This window comes from Methylophaga sp. F7, from assembly GCF_056863975.1.
Window position 1 is genome coordinate 473301 of sequence record NZ_CM166511.1, and the last position, 18381, is coordinate 491681.

At 43.6% G+C, this 18381-nt stretch carries 19 protein-coding genes; 9 read left to right on the forward strand and 10 right to left on the reverse strand.

The genetic code is table 11. The features are described 5' to 3' along the window. Positions 1 to 51: 51 nt before the first annotated feature. The 4 genes from AC08OG_RS02405 to AC08OG_RS02420 form a co-directional block, all read right to left on the reverse strand. A complete protein-coding gene (locus AC08OG_RS02405; protein ID WP_482930003.1) occupies positions 52 to 906 on the reverse strand; it encodes a hypothetical protein in 855 nt (284 codons plus the stop codon). A gap of 210 nt (positions 907 to 1116) precedes the next feature. Next, the gene (locus AC08OG_RS02410; RefSeq protein WP_482930004.1) at positions 1117 to 1923 is read right to left on the reverse strand and encodes an aldo/keto reductase; all 807 of its coding nucleotides are present in this window, start codon (positions 1921 to 1923) and stop codon (positions 1117 to 1119) included. Then, a complete protein-coding gene (locus AC08OG_RS02415) occupies positions 1920 to 3119 on the reverse strand; it encodes an FAD-dependent oxidoreductase (RefSeq protein WP_482930005.1) in 1200 nt (399 codons plus the stop codon). Before AC08OG_RS02415 ends, AC08OG_RS02410 begins: the two co-directional genes overlap by 4 nt. Beyond that, a complete protein-coding gene (locus tag AC08OG_RS02420) occupies positions 3116 to 3679 on the reverse strand; it encodes a D-sedoheptulose-7-phosphate isomerase (RefSeq protein ID WP_292479146.1) in 564 nt (187 codons plus the stop codon). The genes AC08OG_RS02415 and AC08OG_RS02420 overlap by 4 nt, the downstream gene beginning before the upstream one ends. A 115-nt stretch (positions 3680 to 3794) precedes the next feature. Between AC08OG_RS02420 and rfaP the strand changes: the two genes are divergently transcribed. The 6 genes from rfaP to AC08OG_RS02450 are packed head-to-tail and all read left to right on the forward strand — an operon-like array spanning position 3795 to position 9253. Then, complete coding sequence (gene rfaP / locus AC08OG_RS02425; RefSeq protein WP_482930006.1) at positions 3795 to 4595, forward strand: lipopolysaccharide core heptose(I) kinase RfaP; 801 nt, start codon at positions 3795 to 3797, stop codon at positions 4593 to 4595. 5 nt (positions 4596 to 4600) lie between these two features. Further along, a complete protein-coding gene (locus AC08OG_RS02430) occupies positions 4601 to 5980 on the forward strand; it encodes a lipopolysaccharide kinase InaA family protein (RefSeq protein ID WP_482930007.1) in 1380 nt (459 codons plus the stop codon). Between the two features lie 33 nt (positions 5981 to 6013). Continuing rightward, entirely contained in the window at positions 6014 to 7153 is a 1140-nt protein-coding gene (locus AC08OG_RS02435; RefSeq protein ID WP_482930008.1) for a glycosyltransferase family 4 protein, read from the forward strand. Between the two features lie 16 nt (positions 7154 to 7169). Next, on the forward strand, positions 7170 to 7793 hold the full coding sequence (locus AC08OG_RS02440; RefSeq protein WP_482930009.1) for a hypothetical protein: 624 nt from the start codon (positions 7170 to 7172) through the stop codon (positions 7791 to 7793). After that, a complete protein-coding gene (locus AC08OG_RS02445; protein WP_482930010.1) occupies positions 7754 to 8191 on the forward strand; it encodes a glycosyltransferase family 9 protein in 438 nt (145 codons plus the stop codon). Before AC08OG_RS02440 ends, AC08OG_RS02445 begins: the two co-directional genes overlap by 40 nt. Before the next feature lie 12 nt (positions 8192 to 8203). Continuing rightward, positions 8204 to 9253: a CgeB family protein gene (locus tag AC08OG_RS02450; protein WP_482930011.1), complete on the forward strand. Its 1050-nt coding sequence runs from the start codon at positions 8204 to 8206 to the stop codon at positions 9251 to 9253. Positions 9254 to 9296: 43 nt separating this feature from the next. Here AC08OG_RS02450 and AC08OG_RS02455 read toward each other — a convergent pair whose 3' ends face one another. After that, a complete protein-coding gene (locus tag AC08OG_RS02455; protein ID WP_482930012.1) occupies positions 9297 to 11018 on the reverse strand; it encodes a carbamoyltransferase family protein in 1722 nt (573 codons plus the stop codon). Between the two features lie 390 nt (positions 11019 to 11408). Here AC08OG_RS02455 and AC08OG_RS02460 point away from each other — a divergent pair, with 390 nt between their 5' ends. From AC08OG_RS02460 to AC08OG_RS02470, 3 genes are read left to right on the forward strand one after another with little or no spacing between them, the layout of a single operon-like run. After that, positions 11409 to 11621: a hypothetical protein gene (locus AC08OG_RS02460; protein WP_482930013.1), complete on the forward strand. Its 213-nt coding sequence runs from the start codon at positions 11409 to 11411 to the stop codon at positions 11619 to 11621. A gap of 29 nt (positions 11622 to 11650) precedes the next feature. Further along, positions 11651 to 12547, forward strand: a complete 897-nt coding sequence (locus AC08OG_RS02465) for a glycosyltransferase (protein ID WP_482930014.1) — start codon at positions 11651 to 11653, stop codon at positions 12545 to 12547. Then, a complete protein-coding gene (locus AC08OG_RS02470) occupies positions 12537 to 13727 on the forward strand; it encodes an O-antigen ligase family protein (RefSeq protein ID WP_482930015.1) in 1191 nt (396 codons plus the stop codon). The genes AC08OG_RS02465 and AC08OG_RS02470 overlap by 11 nt, the downstream gene beginning before the upstream one ends. Positions 13728 to 13729: 2 nt before the next feature. Here AC08OG_RS02470 and AC08OG_RS02475 read toward each other — a convergent pair whose 3' ends face one another. The 5 genes from AC08OG_RS02475 to AC08OG_RS02495 all read right to left on the reverse strand — a co-directional run bounded on the left by AC08OG_RS02475 (position 13730) and on the right by AC08OG_RS02495 (position 18368). Further along, positions 13730 to 14878: a glycosyltransferase gene (locus tag AC08OG_RS02475; RefSeq protein WP_482930016.1), complete on the reverse strand. Its 1149-nt coding sequence runs from the start codon at positions 14876 to 14878 to the stop codon at positions 13730 to 13732. Between the two features lie 78 nt (positions 14879 to 14956). Further along, positions 14957 to 15970 (reverse strand): lipopolysaccharide heptosyltransferase II, encoded by a 1014-nt coding sequence (waaF, locus tag AC08OG_RS02480; RefSeq protein WP_482930017.1) that lies wholly within the window; start codon positions 15968 to 15970, stop codon positions 14957 to 14959. Next, on the reverse strand, positions 15970 to 16731 hold the full coding sequence (locus tag AC08OG_RS02485; RefSeq protein WP_482930018.1) for a ZIP family metal transporter: 762 nt from the start codon (positions 16729 to 16731) through the stop codon (positions 15970 to 15972). Before AC08OG_RS02485 ends, waaF begins: the two co-directional genes overlap by 1 nt. An 82-nt stretch (positions 16732 to 16813) precedes the next feature. Then, the gene (gene pgeF, locus AC08OG_RS02490; RefSeq protein ID WP_482930019.1) at positions 16814 to 17569 is read right to left on the reverse strand and encodes a peptidoglycan editing factor PgeF; all 756 of its coding nucleotides are present in this window, start codon (positions 17567 to 17569) and stop codon (positions 16814 to 16816) included. Beyond that, positions 17547 to 18368, reverse strand: coding sequence for an inositol monophosphatase family protein (locus AC08OG_RS02495; protein ID WP_292400989.1), 822 nt, complete (start codon positions 18366 to 18368; stop codon positions 17547 to 17549). The genes pgeF and AC08OG_RS02495 overlap by 23 nt, the downstream gene beginning before the upstream one ends. Positions 18369 to 18381: the final 13 nt, after the last annotated feature.

Consider the following 18381-nt stretch of genomic DNA (forward strand, 5'->3'; position numbering starts at 1 on the left):
TCGACTAATAAAAGCTTTATTCTCATAATCAGAAAACTATACGCTTCAATTTTATACGGACTCGGAACTATTTTTAGGAGCACTAAATACTGACATACACCGCATCCCAACGACACAATCACCGATTTGATGGAAATCGTGAAAAACATTGAAACCCAAATAACTCATAGTCGCAGGTCCGGTACTGGATTGATCAAGAATGGAGTAGAGGTCAAACCCGTTTTGATTTCCTATACCCATTTGCATATGACCACCAATTTCATCATTGGGTGACTCTTTTGTCTCTTTCATAACAACATCAATCGGAGCCCGCCACCACCAAAATCCATCCTTACCTTCTCTAATCCTTGTTATCGATTCTCGAATTCTGGTTTTATCAGAGCCAATTAGCAGTACATAATCATCAGGAGTATCTTTATTCCCATAGTGGAGGGTTTCACAATACCAAGTGTTGCTCGTTAAAACTGGTTTTATATGAAAAAAAACAAAGTCTTCTTCGATAGGACAATAGCCACCTATCACTAGCTCAGCCAACGCCCCATGGCCTGCACTGACTGAAAGTTGGGAAACGTAAGTTTCCATAATTTTTCTCGCGAATTCAGCTATTTCGTTAAGGGCTGGAGGGTTATTGCCAATGGTATTCAGTCTAGATAGGCAGGCTCCCAACGCAGCGTGCACATTGAGTCCGACTAAGGAAGATCCTGCGTACGCCATAGCGATATTTATTGAGTAAACGCACCTTTCAAATAAACCTTGAGAATCGGGAGCATAACAACAAACAGGTATAGAGAATATTTTTGCGGCAGACTCGACTAACGTTGTTTTATTTCTCGACAACTTGCCATCACCACATATCCAAATTCTGGTATTTTCTTCGCGGTTAAACCAACAAGCTATTGTTGTCATTATCGAAAATCTCCTATGCTTATTCCCTAAGCTGCCGGAATAAAAGGGGACGTTTCCCTTTTATTGTTTTTTTGCATTTGTTGGGTTTCATTGCATTCAACCCAACTACCATAACTACTCCAATAATCTGCGTCCATCTGCGTAATCTGCGGATAAATCTTTATAACCAAAAAAACCTCCGTGCCCTCCGTGCCCTCTGTGCCTCTGTGGTTAATAACTTTCAAACGCCGCAATAGCCTTAGCCACATTATCCACAAGATGCACCGGATTAATCGTCCCAACAACCACACTAGCCACCGCTGGATTAGCAAAGATCATTTCAAAGCTGGCACTGACGCTGTCTTTGGTCGAGTTGGCAGGCAAATGCCCGCTGGCAAAGGCTTTTTTGATAAAGATGGCTTTATTGAGCTGCTCGGCCGTATCAATCACGATTTGTTCGTCCTGATAGGCGAGGTTATGGGTGACCATGACAATATCGGAGTGTTGCAGGGCGAGCAGGCCGCCATCGACGGTTTTGCTAGAGATGCCGGTGGCGGCAATCAGACCTTGCTGTTTTAGCTCATTGAGTGTTTCCAGCGCCCGATACTGTTCGATGATCGGTACATCGTTGCCGTCGGAGTGAATCAGCACGATATCAATCATTTCACGATTAAGGCGTTGCAGGCTTTGTTCAACGCTGCGGATAATCGCATCACGGGAAAAATCAAAATGTGACTCACCAGTAGTGGCGTCAAACTGTTCACCTGCTTTGGAGCAGATAATCCAGTTATGCGGCAGTTGTGGCAGTAATTCGCCGAGGCGTTGTTCACTGTTGCCGTAAGCGGGGGCGGTATCAATCAGATTGATGCCTAAATCCCAGGCTTGCTGCAGCAAGGCGAGGGTGGCTTCATCATTGGGAATGGTAAAAGATTCGGGGTATTTAACGCCTTTATCTCGACCCAATTTGACGGTGCCGAGTCCCAGCACAGAAACATCAAGCTCGGTGCCGGGAATGTTCTTTTTAGGTAACTTTTTCATTTATTAAATGCCCGATCCCAGAGTGGTTCGGCCAGTTGTGCCAACGGCAAAATATGCTGCTCTGGATGGGCTGTTTTTTGCACATTTTGTTTTGCCAGTGCCTCAATAACTTTATCTGCCAGGTCGGGTGAGAGCGCCAACTTGGTCGGCCAGGCAATATGCAGATTGTTATGGCTGCTGACATAGGCGCTATCCGGCCGTGCAAAACCGCTTTGTTTGGGTTCGGCGCGATTTACGTTATGGGTGGTCCATTCCAGTTCCGGCAGGCTAAACCACGGCAGTATTTGTTTGAGTAAAGCTCTCGCTTCTTCAACCAATTTAGCGGGATCTTTGCCGACACCTTCTTCGGCGATATTGCCACCGAGATACCAGACGATATTGCCGGTTTTATCGGGATGGCTGCTGATGGTGGCAATCGGTTTACTGCCACTGCCAAGACTATGCGCATAAATCTGCGGTAGCGGGTTGGCTGGATCTTTGGATTTGCAGAGCAACATTTGTAAAGGCCGTTTCTGCATTTTGGGTTTGGTCAGTTGCAGGCTTTCTAACAACTCACCTGTGCCTTCGCCGGAAGTCAGCACAAACTGCTGCGCCTGAATTTCCAGTTCATCACCAAATCGCATAGCGGCGATATTGCCATCCTGCTTGATCCATTCCGGTGTGCTGTCAGGCGTTTTTAATATCGTTGCTGCATAGGGTTTGATTAAGGCTTTAAGCAAACTGCCGACATCCAGCACTGGTTCGTCCAACTGATATAACGCACCTCTAAAACCCTCATCGGCAAACAAGCCGCTGCGTTCGGATTTGGGGATATTCTGCATCCGGCTTTGCAGTGCCTTACTGGCAAAAAACGACACCATTTTGGAAGATAGGCTTTGTGTGGACCAGAGCAGTTGATGTTCGGTAAACACATTCACGCTGGATAAATCGATTTCGCCGTTGCCTTGCAGACAGGCTTTCCAGCGGGCTGGCATCTCACTGATGGTTTGCGCGGCGTTGGATAAAATGCCATTTAACGCATATTTGCTGCCGCCATGAATAATGCCCTGAGCACTAAGGGTCTGGGCATGACCAATTTTCTGATTTTCCAATAGCAGGCAGTGATAACCCAACTGGCTCAATCGGTTATGCAGCCATAATCCGGCAATGCCGGCGCCAACAATGACCACATCTGCGGTGATGATTTTTTGACTCATGCTTTGCTGAGTTTCTCGTCCAGTGCTTCACACAACCAGTGACCAATCAGGATATGGCCTTCTTGAACCCGGGCGGTTTCGGTATCAGCTACGCAGACACAATGATCAGCAATGGCTTTAAGTTGGCCGCCACTTTGGCCGGTAAAGGCAATCGTTGCACAACCGGCTTTTTTCGCGGTATTAATACCGTTAATCACATTGGCACTGTTACCCGAAGTGGATAAGCCAATCGCCACATCGCCGGGTCTGGCAAGCGCCTGAATTTGTCGATCAAACACGGTTTCAAAACTGTAATCATTGCTGTGAGCCGTCAGAATTGAGGTGTCGGTGGTCAGCGCAATCGCGGCCAGTGGCCTGCGATCTTCTTTATACCGAATGACAAATTCCGCGGCCAAATGCTGGGCATCAGAAGCACTGCCGCCATTACCGAAGAACAACACTTTATTGTCATTCAGCACGCAGTCGCTGATAAGGGCCAGTAAATCATTTAATTGAGGCTCCATTTCAAACAAGCTTTCAATCATCTTTTGGTGGCGTTGCAAGGTGGATTTAAATGACACGGCTTACCTCATTTCGGCTCTGGTGGTAGTATTTGTGGTTTCCTGCAAACAGTGTAACAAAACGCTGTGCGCGTTCGCACAACTCACTGCTTGGCATAGCCTTTAGATGGCCTTAATGAAAAAGAATTCCTGTTATTTGCGACAAGATTTGGCCCAGGTCTGGGCCGATAAGCCGGTGTTTGATGTTGTGGCCAGTATTGATGGCGAAATCTTTCGTGATAAAGAGGGCCGCCGGACCTTGCGCTTCGAGCTTAATGAACAGTCGTATTTTCTGAAATATCATCAAGGTGTCGGCTGGTCGGAAATCATCAAAAATCTGCTGCAATTACGTTTACCGATTATCAGTGCGCGCAATGAATGGCAGGCGATTCATTTTCTGGAAAAACATGGCATTGAGACCATGACGCTGGCCGGTTACGGCGAGAAGGGCATTAATCCGGCGACCTTACGTTCGTTTGTGATCACCGATGATTTAATCAATACCATGAGCCTGGAATTTGTTGGTGAGCAGTGGCAACAGCGTCCACCAAGCTTTGCCACCAAGCAGGCTTTGATTCGAAAGCTGGCCAATATGGCGGGCACCATGCATAAAAACGGCATGAATCATCGTGATTTTTATCTGTGTCATTTTCTGCTCGATGAACGCTTTGTCGAAAATAATACCTTTACAGATAACACGCCGGTGTATCTGATTGATTTACATCGTGCCACTATTCGCCAGAAAACACCGAAACGCTGGCAGATAAAAGATTTGGGCAGTCTGTATTTTTCGGCTTCCAGAGTACCTTTGACCAAACGGGACAAATTACGGTTTATGCAGATTTATTCAGGATTACCGCTGCGGACATTGCTGAAAGAGCAAGCTGATTTATGGCATAAGGTGGAACGCCGCGCCCAGAAGTTATTGGCGGAATAATAGTGATGAAGACTGCTGAAAGTTTATTAAAAGAATTACCTGCCACTTTTCCGGTTGAGCTGGAACTGGGCGGAGTGGTTTATCAAATCCATTCGGTATTACGGTTTCTCGCCGGGCGGCGAATCGTGCTGCATGCCAGCGATGAAAGCGGCGAATATGTCCTCAAGTTATTTACTGCACAAGGCAAAGGCCAGCAGGAATATCAACGTGAACTGGCATCACATCAACATTGCACAAAAGCTGATATTGCCGTCGCACCAATTTTGCAGCATGCCGACGATCAGCAGGGCATCAGTTTTATCGTCTATACCTTTTTACCGAAGGCAGTCACCTTAAATGAATTATCAGAGGATGTGTTCCCGCTGACGGCCTTATTTGATTTGTTTGGCCGTTGCCATCAAAGCCATTGCTATCAGCAGGATCCGCATCTGGATAATTTTGTGTTTTCCAATAACACTTTGTATCTATTGGATTTAGCCTCGGTAGTTTGTCCGAAAAAAACGCTAAAAATGGCGACCTGCCTGAATAATCTGGCACGGTTGATGGCACAGTTTCCTCTGGAGCAGCAGGAGTGGTTGTTGAATGGCTTGCCCGCTTATTTCGCTGCGAGAAATATGGTGCTGGATCCTATTGTTGAGCAGCAATTACTCGGCAAGATCAAAAAAGCTCGTGACTATCGCCAAGCGCATTATCTGAAAAAGCAGTTTCGATCCTGCACCATGACACGTTATCGAAAATCTTTGATGTTCGAGGCGGCATGGCGTGCCAATTTATCTTCCTCTTTAGCAGAGCAGCCGTTAACGGTGTTAAATCAAGTGATGCAGGACGGAATTTCTCTGAAAAAAGGTAACTCTGCTACCGTGGTTAAAAGTGAACTGGCGGGACAACCGGTAGTTATCAAACGCTATAATATGAAAACGCCATGGCATTTCTTACGGCGTTGTCTGCGTAAAAGTCGTGCCAATGTGTCCTGGTACAATGCCAATCTGTTGGAGTTTCTGGGCATTGCCACACCGCAACCACTTGGCTTTGTCGAACAGCGGTTTTTCGGAATGCGGCATAAAGCTTATTTTATCTGCGAGCATATTGCCGGTCGTTCGTTGGCAGACCTTTCTGACTCGGAAATTCAACAACCTGAGTTGCTCCAACAAATCAGCAATTTGTTTGAGCAGTTACATCTGCATCGTATTTATCATGGCGATTTAAAAGCCACTAATTGGCTGGTCGATAATCAGCAAAAAATCTGGCTGATTGATTTGGACGCGATGCAGCAAATCACCAAAACCGGTTTCAAGCGTTTGCATACAAAGGATCAGCAACGATTTTTACGCAATTGGCCGGTAGGCGAAACTCGTCACCTGTTAACCAAAGCGATCAAAGCATAAAGGTAGTAATACAGTGTTAAACGGAACGCATTTATGAAGCTGGCGGTATGCCTGTATAAATATTTTGCCTATGGCGGCCTGGCGCGTGATTTTCGGCGGATTCTGGAAATTCGCCGCGATGCCGGAGATGAAATCGATGTGTATTACATTGAATGGCTAGGCGATCCGATTCCCGGTTTTAACCAAATTCCGATGAAGGTTTCAGGGCTGACCAATCATGCCAAAGTACGGGATTTTTATAATAAATCGCAGCCATTAATTGCCGCCGGTAATTATGATCTGGTGATTGGCTTTAACAAAATGCCGGGACTGGATTTGTATTACGCTGCCGATCCCTGTTATCTGGCGCGGGTCAGACAAGAACCCAGTTATATCATCAAACAGTTTTTTGGCCGGGTAAGGTTTTATGAAGCCTGGGAGCGTGCCGTTTTTGGACCCCAGAGCCAGACCGTATCAATGATGATCTCATCAGTACAGCGCAAACTGTTTGAGCAGTATTATCAGACACCCCCTGAAAGACTGGTAGATCTGCCGCCCGGTATCGATCCGGATCGGGTAAGGCCCGATGACTGGCAAATTCAACGTCAGCAATTTCGCCAACAGTTATCGTTAAATGATGACGACTTTTTACTGCTGATGATAGGCTCTGGTTTTAAACGTAAAGGCGCTGACTTTGCTATCGAGGCCATGGCTGCTTTACCACAGGCTTTACGCGACAAAACACATTTGTATGTGGTGGGTGAGGATAATGCCAAACCTTTTGAACAATTGGCGCAAAAGCTTGATGTCGCTGAGCGAACCCATTTTATGGGTGGACGCGATGATGTAGCGAAATGGTTGCTGGCGGCTGATGTATTTTTACATCCAGCGCGGTCTGAAAATACCGGTACGGTGATTCTTGAAGCCATGGTTGCCGGACTGCCAAGCATGGCCAGCAGTGCTTGTGGTTATGCCAATTATGTAAAAGACTCGAACAGCGGCGAATGTATCGATCAGCCGGAAGATACATCAGCGTTTACCCAACAGCTGACCAATATGCTCGATAAACCACGCCTGCAACAGTTGTCACAAAATGCGTTATATTATGCGGCTACACATGACCTCTACAGTATGCCGCAGCGTGCTGCGGATTTGATTGTAGAGTTAGTTAAACAGAAAAAAACTAACTTATAGATAATTACATTAACAAATGGAAAATTTAGCATCTGCTCAAATCGCAATTGTTTCATTTGACTCCTTGGGAGACAGTCTCATTTACACTATGATGGCTGACAACTTGAGACGTAATGGCTATTCAGTCACTTTATTTGGAACCGTCCCTTACCAGCTAAAAAACTGGTTACCAGATCTTATTATTGAACCTTATCCAGAACTGGAAGATTTTTACTCCACTTTTGATCATTTCCATCTTGTATTGATGAGCCCCTCCAGAGCGATAAGAAACTCAACGTTACCTATAAAAATTGAGGATGTTCGAGATCGTTACGCTTTAATCTGTCAAAAACTACCCAAAGAATGGTTAAATGATCACCACACCAGATTAAAGCAGAGATTGAGTCTTTCTGTTTTCCAACAGATCGAACATCTCAGTAAAGCCGCTGGTTCAATTCAATTTCGGAAATTTAAAAATGAATCCGTCGTTAAAATTACGTTGGAATTCATGCGTGAAAAAATGAAATTGCAAAACGTTTCCGCCGAGGTAAAACTGTCACCTCCAGAAAACCTGAAATACAGAAAAAACAAGCATCGTATTATCATCAGCCCAGATTCTGCATGGCCAGAAAAAAAGATTGGAGCCCAAAACGATTTTTAAGGCTATGTGAATTGCTGGAAGAATCAGGCTTTGATCCGGTAATAGTGATAGCTCCTAACAATTATTCGATATGGACATCGATGGAAAATAATCGTTTTACTACTTTAACATTTGATTCAATTGATAAATTAGCCGGATATATTTACGAGTCTGCCGCTGTGATTGCCAATGATTCAGGTAATGGTCATTTGGCATCATTTCTAGGCATTCCGGTGGTGACTATTTACCGTAAACGTAACCGTTATTTTCACTGGCGACCTGGTTGGTCTGATAATGAGGTAATCTGTCCTAAAATAGTCTTGCCTGGACTTGATGGTCCAATATGGCGACCATTCATAGGTGTTGGACGTGTTAAGAGAGCCTTAGAAGAACTTCTCAGTCGAGTTAACTCAAAATAGATGACGATTAATGTGAGTAACAAATTATTAGTGCTAGACGGTATTGGCGGTATTGATTTAGGCCGAAATCTAGCGACCAGTATACGGAGTCAGGGTGTTTTAACTGAATATCGTGATATGGCAGAAATGCCAAAAATCACCATGTATAAACCTCGCTCAGCGATTGCGAAAATCCGAAATAAACAAAATGATAAAGACGGCTTTTATTGTTTGCCTAAATGCCACTTTGATAATTTTGAGAAACTGATTAGTGAGTTAAAACCAAATAAAATTTTGATCATCGGCTTCTTATATAAATTCTTCGAACCACAAAAAGTAAAAAAACTTGCCGATGAAATGGGAATAGAGGTTTATTTGTATGACACTGACAGTTGCAACCTCTATTCCAGCAGAAGGGAGTTTATTTTTTTTATTGTAGAAGAATTGAAAATTTATAACGCAATATTTTCTTTTTCCAGGGTAGTGACAGAATTTTTCAAACGTAAAGAGTTAAATGCTTATTTCTGTCCATTTGGTGATAATCAAAAAAATATTCTACCCAATAGAGTATTTGAAACAGATGTGATTTTTGTAGGCAGTGCAGATTTACGTCGTATATTTTTATTGGAAAATATTGTCGAACAAGTAACTATTTATGGAAATCGATGGCAACGGCAATGGCCGTTAATGTCTGAAAAATTGCAGCAGAGAGTGATTGACAAGCCAATTTGGGGGGAGCAGCTACAAACAAAACTACGTGCTTCAAAAATTGTATTGAATATTACAAGAATTCCTTTTTATGGTGCAGAAACCGGAATTAATCATCGTATATTTGAAGCAATGTCGATGGGGTGTTTTGTATTAACTGACCATTGCGATGAAATCGCTGAATTATTTGAAATTGGTCAGGAAATTGAAACCTTTAAAGGCATGGATGAGCTCAAGCAAAAAGTTGAGTATTATCTGCAACATGATGAACAGCGTCAGCAGATTGCTGAACGTGGTTATCAACGATTTCTCAAAGATTACACTTGGCAAACCAGATCATTAGATTTAGTAAATAAGATGGGGTTGTTAAATTAACAACCCCCATCATTTCTGCGAATAGTTGTAAATACAAAGCAACTTATTTGGTGATTAGAATATCTTCCATCACGAGATATTGCAGATCAGAACCAAAGAACATATTTAACGCATCCGTTGGACTGCAAACCATCGGTTCACCTCGGCGATTTAATGAGGTATTTAATACCACCGCATTGCCGGTCAGTTTTTCCATTTCTTCGATCAGTTCGTAATAACGTGCATTGGTTGCGCGGGTCACGATTTGTGCCCGGGCGGTACCATCTTCATGGACTACTTCCGGAATCCTTGATTTCCAGCTTTCTGCCACATCAAAGGTAAATGTCATATACGGGCTTGGATGATCGGTCTGCAGAATTTCCGGGGCCACTTTATCCAGCATACTCGGGCAGAAAGGACGCCAGCGTTCACGGTATTTGATCTGTGCGTTGATACGATCTGCGACACCGGAATGATTTGGTGACCCCAATATACTGCGATTACCCAAGGCTCGAGGCCCAAACTCCATACGTCCCTGGAACCAGGCGACCGGATTACCATCAGCAAGAATTTTTGCCGTATCGGCACATACATCATTCAAATATTGCCAGCTAACGGGTTTTGTATAGCGTTCACAAGCTTCAACACATTGTTGGGTCGTATAGGATGGGCCAAGATAAACATGCTCCATTTTTTCAACTGGCACGCCGGCCTGTTGTGAAGCGTAACTGGCCGCACCAATCGCTGTACCTGCATCACTGGAAGCCGGTTGTACGAACAATTCTTTAACACCGGGCATGGCAATAATGCGTTGATTGAGTTTGACGTTGAGCGCCACACCGCCGGCATAAGCGACTTTACCGGTTTCACGAATAATATCGCCAAGGTAAAAATCAATCAGATGCAGAGCGCATTTTTCAAGTAACGCCTGAATGCTGGCAGCATAATCAATATAGGGTTCGTCCTTTTCATCACCTTCACGCATCGGGCCTAACCATTCAATGAGTTCAGGGCTGAAGAAATAGCCTTTGCCATTTTTTTTATAGCGGCGAAACCCAACGGTATTAACCAGCTTGGTATTAACCTTGAATTCGCCATTTTCACAATGAATCAGGCGTGAAAAATCAAAACGGTTCGGATCACCGTAAGGTGCCATGCCCATGACTTTAAACTCGCCATCAAGCATTTCAAAACCGAGATATTCAGTCATCGCGCCATAAACACCGCCGAGTGAATCGGGGTCATAGAATTCTTTGATTTTATGAATTGTGCCCTTTTCGCCATAACCAAAAAAGGTCGTGGCATATTCGCCTTTCCCATCAATGCCGATAATCGCAGTTTTTTCCTGAAAACCACTTAGATGATAGGCGCTACTGGCATGGGCCAGATGATGTTCAACCGGGACAAACTTGACGCGCTTTGAATCAATGCCTAAATCATCCAGCAGTTTCATCACGTTTTTGTGGTTACGCCAGTAACGACGATTACCGGAGAATAAAGCAGTTAATGCTCTGTCAGGTGCGTACCAGTGACGTTTGGCATAATGCCAGCGAGCCGGGGATTGCAGACCAATCTGCGCATAGGGAAACGCGACAATATCGATTTCATCTGGACGGATGCCGGCTTGTTCAATACAGTATCTGGTGGCTTCATAAGCCATCTTTCCCTTGGCATGCTTGTCACGGAGGAAGCGTTCTTCTTCAGCAGCTGCCACCAGTTTTCCATCAATATACAAAGCAGCTGAGGCGTCGTGATTTACCGCGCCGGAAAGGCCTAAAACGATCATAAATTATCTTTGAGTTGCGTAAAAATGTTGTTCAGTATATCAAGCGGGGAGGAGCATAGACCATTTAAACCGTAATGTTATCAAGATTAAAACCTTGTGATGTAATATGAAAACCATTTTGACATGTATCAACAATATCAATTTGAAACAGTTTATTAAGGTTTAGATGTTTACCTCATCAATAGCGTTGTACAGCTAAAGTACCTTTAATAGGAATGGATATTAAATGAATCAAAGCTAATATTGCACTTTATAATAATTTCTTAAAAGTTGCAGAGTAAGAATAATGATTTAACTTTACGATATCAGCATTGCTATTGAGGACTTTGAAAGAATTTGGCTAATGATTATGCTGTATAATTTGTGGATTTTACGATAAAGCAAAATTAGATGGCAAACCGAGACATTTCTGTACTTCAGTTGCATCAGGAGTACAACATTAAGCCGATTGATGTGTCTGATCTTGCAGAGCAGGTAATCAAATCGCTCCCTCCCGAAAAATACATAACCACAGCGTTGTTCCTCACAGGTAAACCTCAACTAGGCGAAAAAGAAAGCTGTGCGGAACGAACCATCTATCTCGATTTGCCCAAAAAAATCTAAGGGGATTGAGGCTGAGAGCTCTCTCAGAATTGTTTAAGACCTTTCGAAGAGAACAGTTTGATGTTGTAATCTGCAACCGATTCAAACCTACCTCATTAATGGTCTGGTTACATTGGCTTATTGGCCGACCTAAATGTCTTTCGGTTGTGCACATCCTTAGTGATTATCGGCCATTTATGCGAAGATTGATGGTCAGGTTAATTGCACATAAATGGCATTTTGTTGCGGTTTCAGAATCAGTCCGACAAGGACTCTTTGATCTGAATTGTGGTTTTAATGAACATAACGTTACCGTCATTGAAAATGCCATCGATTCAGAACAAATGTTATCGCTGCTCTATCCAGCAGACGTTTCCAGAAAAACACTCGACTTGCCAACAGCAAAGACCATAGTGGGTACGATTGGAAGGCTTGATAAGCGTAAAGGCCATATCGACCTGATAAGAGGTTTTGCCAAGATCCATCAACAATTCCCCGATGTCTTAATAGCAATTATTGGTGAAGGTAAAGAACGTAAAACACTAGAAGCTGAAATTGCGAGCCTAGGCTTATCCGAGAAAGTATTTCTTTTAGGTAACGTAGATGGTGCTGCTAGGTATGTAAAAGCTTTCGATATTTGGATTATGCCTTCTCATAGTGAAGGTCTGCCGCTGGCATTAATGGAAGCGATGACGGCAAAACTTCCCATACTGACAACATCAATTCCCTCTATGGATTACATTGTTCGTCCGGCTGGTGGAATGTGTTTTGAAGTTCAAAACCCTGATGATTTAGCAAAAGTACTGAGTGATTGTTTGAAGTTGACTCCAGAACAAAGAGCAGAATTAGGAGAAAAGTCCTTTAAATACTTACAGGCTCAGTTCTCTTTACAACGTTATCGAAACGAGTACCTATCTTTAATCGAGAGACTTTTGAATGACCGTTAGAACCTATTTTAGTTGGATGCTGGCATTATTTGTGGCATCTTTTTTAGTGTTACCTACTAGTAAAATGGTGAACAATTTTTATTATATCTTCATTGCAATTCCAGGGCTTTATCTTTTACTTAGAAACTACAAATTACTTAAGCCAACAAACAAAATAGAATTGGTTTTCCTAACATTATGTTTTTATATTGCATTGTATTCTCTTTTTGAATTCCCTAGAGTAATCACTCAAACACTATACGTGGTTTTGTTTATTTACACGGTGTCAAGATTTGTAAATGTGGAGTTTTTTAATAGTAAGACTTTTGCAAGAGTAATATTTTGGGGTGGGATAATTTATGCTGCAGCTGGGGCAGTCTCTTATTATGTTATTGGGGATACTCCCTTTGGAGTGCCGGTTAATCCTGGGTTATCGAGGTTAGACAATCCTATACAAACAAGTATGTTTATTGCTTGTAGTTTATTTGTTATTGGCCCTCATTGGCTTAAAGATAATAACCTTGGTGAAGGGATAGGTGGCTTTGTAATAGCTTTTATAGCCATAGCATTAGTTTTTCAAAGCCGCTCCGGTCTTACTGGAATGGTGTTGTGGTCTATTTTTATACTAATTTATATGGTTAAGGAGTTAGGCGGTAAAGGACTTATTTTCTTGGGGATTAGTTTACTGATATTGATCATTGTCTCTATTCCATTATTTGATTTGGCAGGAATGTCTACTCAACTTATTGAAAGAGCTGACTCTAATCGATTCGCAATCTGGCAAGGTTATTTTTTAGCATTAAGCGATTGTGGATTTATCATGGGGTGTGGTTTCCCAGATATTAATTCCCCCCATCTTTTGATAGATCCAAATAGAAATGGCGGTATTTATCATCCCCATAATATTTATGTCGAAATGGTCTTTAACTATGGACTAGTTTTGTTGCTAATGTTTATGCTTATGATGATAAACGCACTTTATATCGCATTGAGACAGAGAAATTGGTGGGGAGGGTATTTATTCTCTGGACTATTAGTACTTAATTTCGATGGGAGTCGTATCGCAGATAGTCCAAATGAGGTTTGGTTAATGATGTGGTTACCTTTTGCCTTAATTCTTGCCAAAGAATGGCAAAGCAAAAGAGAAACAATAAAAAAGACTATAAACTGGTCAGGTACCCCAATTGTCGATTCAAACTAAATCTATTTCAATAGTTCTGAGTGATCAGATTTTAGTATCTGACTGAAAAATGTTTGTTTTGCTGATTCATCAGAAAAATAGTTTTCAAGTCGTTGCTGCGTCATACGTTTGGGCTTATTCTCACCATTTGCAAGCTCAGCAATCTTATCGGCAAGCTCATCTGCATTTCCCAGTTCAAATAATAAACCTGTATCACCTACAACCTCTGGTGCACCGCCACAATCTGAACTGATAATCGGCAGGTTTGCTGCCATAGCTTCTAATAAAACCATACCAAATGGTTCGTGATCTGATGCTAAAACGAAACAGTCGAAAGCTTTGAAATACTGTCTTGCTAGAGGAATTTTGCCGAGTAACAACACATTATTTTCAATTCCCAGTGAATGGATTAATGTTTTGAGCTCATTTTCAAGTCGGCCTGTACCAATCATGACCAATAGCGATTGTTCAGGTAACCTTTCAAGCGCTGAGGCAAATCCCCTAATCAAAGTTTTGGGATCCTTATCAGGGTGGAGCCTGCCAACACTTCCTACTACCCAGGCGGTGTCCGATAAATTTAGTGCTTCCCTGGCCTGAGTACGAGTTAGTAGTTCACTTTGAACTTTTTCAACATCAAGGTGATTATAAAAAGTGACAATCTGCTCCGCAGGCCAATGAGATAAATGAAGCCGAATTTCATCTCGAACGGCATTCGATACAGCCAGAATTGTAACTCGATGCTTGAAACGGTTGAGCATCCAGCGCCGGCTGGAGCGGTCAAAGTCCCCAAAGCTATGGCGGATACTATAAATCGGTAATTTTGTAGCTAATAAACCTACGTAAGCAGATTTAGCCCGGTGTGCGATACAAAACTCAAAAGGATATCGTTTTGCAATTTGATGAATTTCACGAATAACTTGAAGTTTTAAGCCCCGTAGTTTTTTGCTGGAGTGCCCCAGAAAAATGACCTCATCCGAATCTGCTGCTTTTGACACAGCATCGTCTGGTTCACCTGTCATAAAAACAGTTACTACCCGATATTTTGTCCCTTTAAATATCGCGGAAAATTGACGGGCACAATCAAGAAATGGATCGTAATAACAGTGACAAATTTGAAGAACATAAGGCGTATCTTCATTATTATCAAAATGGTTTCCTTCAGTATCCGTCATGACTTATTCTTCAACATTTAGTAACCTTGCCACATTCTAATCCCTTACTCTTTCTAATGTTAAGGTGTTGATAAAAAATCAATTTGTTAGAACTATTTTGGTAATGGTGGCAGATGAAATATCCTGCATACATTTATGGTGGCCCAGTGGACAGGTCCGCTGAAAACAAGGGCTGCATTCAATTGGAATTTGCACCAGTTGGGCATCATCTGAAAGCGGCGGGGTAAAGGCAGGCGAAGTCGGGCCGTAAATCGCGATTAAAGGCTTATTGAGTGCAGCAGCAATATGCATCAAGCCGGAATCATTACTGACGACCTGATCCGCTGTGGCAATTAAATCGATGGCTTCGCCCAGTTGGGTTTTACCACATAGGTTCACTACACTCTGTTTATCGGTTATACCTGCAACGATCTGTTCACCTACCGCTGTATCGGCTTTTGAGCCCATAATCAAAACTTGCCAGCCTTCCTGCGTAAGCCTCTCACCCAGCTCAGCGTAATGAGTTGCTGGCCATTGTTTTGCTGGCCCAAATTCAGCGCCCGGGCATAAAACCAGACGTTTCTGATTTGGCGATTTAACCGGAGCAAGTTCACTGGATACAGGTTCAGCAATCATTTTGGGAGGAAAATACTCTGGTGCGAGATGTGCCTGACTTGCCGGATATGCCAGCGCTACAAAACGTTGCACCATTAACGGTAAAGCTTGTTTATTGAGTTTGCGTGGATCGTTAAGCAACCCATAACGCATTTCGCCTAACCAGCCGGTGCGAGTGGGTATTTTGGCAAACCAGGGAATAAGTGCTGACTTCCAGGAGTTTGGCAGCACAATAGATTGATCATACTTTTTATGGCGTAAACTCATACCGATTTGCCGGCGTTGCTTCCAGCCAAACACACCATGGGTTACCGGCATGCTAATGGCTTCACGGATTTCCGGCATACGTGCCAGTAATGGACGGGTCCATTCTGGTGCCAGCACATCAATATTGCCATCTGGATAGCGCTGTTTAAGCGCAGCAAATAAAGACTGCGCCATCACCATATCACCGACCCATGATGGGCCAATGATCAATGTATCGTGTTTAGCAGGCATTAATGCAATGTGCTATGCGCCAGATAAATAAACACCACCCCTGCAGCAATCAAGGAGATTTGCTGGAATGTTTCGGAAGGTTTTACTTTGCTGTGCAGCCCTGGAATCAAATCGGCCACAGCGATATAAATAAAGCTGGAAGCCGCAACAACCAGGATATACGGCAGAATGTGCTGCATATCGGCCAGCAGGAAGTAAGCGGCTACTGCACCGACTACCGTTGCCAGACTGGAAAGCATATTGAAATAAAGTGCTTTACGCCGTGAATAACCACTGTGCAGCAGGATGACAAAGTCACCCAGTTCCTGGGGGATCTCATGTGCAGCGATCGCCAATGCGGTGACAATCCCCAGATGTACATCAGTTAAAAAAGCGGCGGCAATTAAAACGCCATCAACAAAGTTGTGAATGGCATCGCCAATCAAAATTAACGCGCCAGCGGCTTTTTTGGGATCTTCCTGATGATGGTGGTGGTGATCCTCCCCCAGTTCTGGAATATGCTCATGACCATGATGGCTGTGACAGTGACGCCATAACACCATTTTTTCCAACAGGAAAAAACTCAATAAACCAATCAGTAACGTGAGCCCGATAGTATGTGGATCAACCACAAACTCATGCTCAATTGCGTGCGGTAGCAAACCCAGGAAGGAGGCGCCAAGCAAGGCTCCAATAGCAAAACTGACCAGATGAGGCACTGCATGTTGGCGAGTATTGGTGGGTAATAGCAGAAAACTTGACGCAATTATTACGCTCAGCAACCCCCCAGAATACTGAAAATGATAATCCAGATTAATAAGTCCATATGCACCTGACCGACAAAAATAATGCGCAAATCATACCTTATTCAGCTCCAATCCATATCAGTGTTGCCATTCGCCCAGTTACACCATCGCGGCGAAACGAGAAAAAACGCTGTTTTTCAGTGAAGGTACAATTGTCACCTCCGTAGATTGCAGTTACGTCTTGCGCAATCAGACGTTGTCTGGCGAGCAGATAGATATCTGCCAAATAACGATCGGTATGAGTTGGAATAAAAGCCGATTCAGCCGCAGAATCCATTGCCACAAATCCAGCTTTAACTTCCGGGCCAACTTCAAAAGCCTGTGGGCCAATCGCCGGGCCCAGCCAGACAATGATCTCTGAAGATGGCGCTTTGAACTGGGCCAATGTGTTTTCAATAATGCCGTTTTTTAAACCACGCCAGCCTGCGTGAACAGCAGCCACCTGTGAACCCGATCTATCCGTCATTAATAACGGTAAACAATCTGCTGTCATTACCGTACAGACTGTGTCTGGTGAATCACTGATGATGGCGTCGGCTTCAATATCGGCTTGCCAACGTTTTGCATCAATAACGTCGGTGCTATGGGTTTGCTTAAGCCATAACGGCTCGGCTGGTAATAAAGCCTTTTCAAATAGTCTCTGTCGGTTAGCCGCTACCGCCTGCGGATTATCGCCAACATGATCGCCCAAATTTAACGAAAAATAGGGGGCCAGACTTTGTCCACCGTTTCGGGTGGTGGTAATTGCTCTAATATGTTTTGGAGCAGGCCAGTTTACTTCGAGAAATAATTCAGCCATCACTACGCGGTACATGCAGGTAATCACGCCAAGCGGCAAACAGGTTTTCATCGCTGGCAGCACAGGTTGAACGGGGAGTTAAACTACGGCTGAACACCGGCTCATTATCCAAAGTACAGGCAAATGCACCAGCTTCCTGAATAACCAGCTGTGCTGCAGCATAATCCCAAATCTGCTGCCGTCCATGCAGATACAATTGAGCACGCCCCGCAGCCAGCCAACAAAGCTCCAAGGCAATTGAGCCCAGACTGCGTTGCGAACCATAAGGTTTTTCTTCAACCAGTCGTTTAGAGAGGGATATGGGTAAACGTTTGAAATCTATGATGGCCAGGGTCTGATTAAGTGCAAGTCCGGAAATTTCAGCTTTTAATCGCTGACCGTTAAGCCATGCCCCTGCTCCTTTTTTTGCCGCAAAACACTCATTCATTACCGGGTCATAAACTAATCCAAGCGTTACTTCGCCCTTTTCAATAAGGGCAAGGGAAATGGAAAAGAAGGGCATGCCGGCGGCAAAATTACTGGTTCCGTCTATTGGATCGAGGCACCAAAGTGCGTCATTACTGCCGAGTAATTCAGCTTGTTCAAGGGCAGTCATTTCCTCGCCAAGTAATTTGATATCTGGAAAATCCCGCTGCAAAACCTCGGTGATGGTCTGCTGCATCAATTTGTCAGCAACGGTTACCACGCTGCCATCATGTTTATATTGACGGCTGACAGTATTGAATAATGGCATTAAATGCTGCTGAACCGTGTCAGTCAGGCAATTTTGAAGTTTGGCGAGGTCGGTATCCATGGCAAAAAGTATATCAGCCATTTACGGTTTATTA